This window comes from Arthrospira sp. PCC 8006 (assembly GCF_046480465.1).
GTDB classification, from domain to species: Bacteria; Cyanobacteriota; Cyanobacteriia; order Cyanobacteriales; family Microcoleaceae; genus Limnospira; species Limnospira platensis.
In genome coordinates, this window is sequence record NZ_PKGG01000411.1 from 1 (window position 1) to 1,979 (window position 1,979).

Sequence of the window (1,979 nt, forward strand, 5' to 3'; positions counted from 1 at the left end):
TCCTGAAACAACTTCGCCGCCAGGGTGGATTTGCCCATCCCCGGCAATCCCACAATCACCCCCAGTTTCGTATTCTCATCATCCAGCCAACGGTTAACTTGGCTCAATTCCTCTTCCCGTCCCTGCCAATTCGTCACCTTCGGCGGGTTGGTATCCAAGCTGAAGGAAATGGCTTGAATCCCCGATGTATCCCGCTCCAAGAACGCCACAACCCTCTCGAAGCCCGTTTCGAGCGTTTCTTGTAACTGTTGATTCTGTTGGCTGAGATTGCCCAATCCTTCCCTGAGCGTTTCCTGCACACTCTGTAATTCCTGTTGCAACTCAGCCCGCATCTCGTCAATTTTCCCCTGAGTGATGCCCAACTCCTGCAACACCTCCCCAAAGCCAGACTGAATCTGGTTTCCCAACTCCTGGAACCGTTGCGAATCGGTCTCTAACGCCTCTCGCAGTCGCGTCACCGCCGCTAATTCTGCCTGTAAGTCCTGTATCTGGGTTTGGGAACTGGTGTTGAGCAACTCCTCCAAAATCCCCTGCATTTCCCCCAGCAGGGAGAGCGTCAAGCCAGCGAAAGCCCGTCCCCCTTCTTCAAAATCCCCTTTCAACACTTCCCGCAAGGCGAAAGCAAACTTCTCTCGCAACTGGGTCGCCACTTCCTGTACGACATTTTCGGGCAATTCCACCTTAGCCCCCGGACAGAGCCAATGTTTCAGTAATATCTGCCAATCCTCTGCGCTCAAGACGGTTTGAGCGACATACTCCCGCGTACCCCCTCGAAATAGCTCTGTAAGCTCCGTTTCTTGGATGGGGTCAAATGCAAACCTTTTCCGCCTCTTTCAAGGCTTGGGCGACCTCCTGCCAGGCTTTGAGGGTATATTTAGCCAGGGCTGCTAGTTTTTTAGTGGAGTGGGGATAGGTTCCGGCTTCGGCGATGCTTTTGATAATCAGGGAGATAGCCAACCCGGTCGCCTGGGTTAAATCATGGTTGCCTAATTTGTCTTGACTCCCTTTCAGGCGAACAGCAATATGCTTGAGGTGTTGGGGAACCATATCATTGGCGACAATGCCCCCAGCCACGGAGGTGACGATCGCTCCTAGGGAGCCACCGCACACCGTCCCACCCACCAATACGGCAGTCGCGATCAATAATCGATGCTGAGGCTTAGTGAGAATATCCACTGCTCTCTACTGGTCAATGGCGGGTTTTTGGGGGGATTCTCACTGATTATACACTATAAATCACAGTTGGGGACTCAACGGCGATCGCATCCCAACTATCAGCCCTTTTGTGAGAATTTCCCTCTCCCAGAGCCAGAGGGTTTACATTATTTGCCCTCTCAATAAATCAAGGGCTTGTTGATATTGGGGGTCGGCTTCGGTGGCTAATTGCGATCGCATTAAATTAGGACTTTTCACCAGGCGATCGGGCATAATTCCCTGTTGGTTAATATCAGTATGGTTAGGGGTTTCATAATGAGCCACTGTCACCGCCAACCCCGCACCGTCAGACAAATCAAACAGGGATTGAATTAAGCCTTTCCCAAAGGTTTTTTCACCCACCAATAAAGCCCGGTGGTTATCCTGAAGCGCACCCGCCAGAATTTCGCTGGCGCTGGCTGTACCACCATTAACTAATACCACTAACGGCGCATCAGTTAAAGCCGATCGCGTCGAATCAAAACCTCCTAAAGACCCTCGCCTATCTACAGTATAAACTATCGCCCCTTGATTTAACCACAACCGAGCAATTTCTACCCCCGACTGTAGCAGTCCACCCGGGTTATTTCGCAAATCCAAAATAAAACCCTGAGCCCCAGCATTGATTAGGTTATTAATCCCATTAGTCACCTCACTGGTCGCATTGGCGCTAAACTGTCGCAAGCGCAGATAACCAAAAGCTAAATTATCCTCCGTTTTTCTCAGTTCGTAAACCACCGGATTTAGTGTAATGTGGTCTCGTAATAATTTGAAATCCTTAGTTG

At 50.5% G+C, this 1,979-nt stretch carries 2 protein-coding genes and 1 pseudogene; all 3 read right to left on the reverse strand.

Annotated elements, in window-relative coordinates; all coding sequences use genetic code 11:
• Positions 1-737, reverse strand: a pseudogene (locus B9T16_RS28110) (hypothetical protein); the annotation flags it as partial.
• A gap of 70 nt (positions 738-807) precedes the next feature.
• Positions 808-1,176 (reverse strand): hypothetical protein, encoded by a 369-nt coding sequence (locus B9T16_RS28115; RefSeq protein WP_410246328.1) that lies wholly within the window; start codon positions 1,174-1,176, stop codon positions 808-810.
• A 141-nt stretch (positions 1,177-1,317) separates the two neighbouring features.
• The coding region (locus B9T16_RS28120; RefSeq protein WP_410246329.1) for a S41 family peptidase at positions 1,318-1,979 on the reverse strand (662 nt) is incomplete at its 5' end.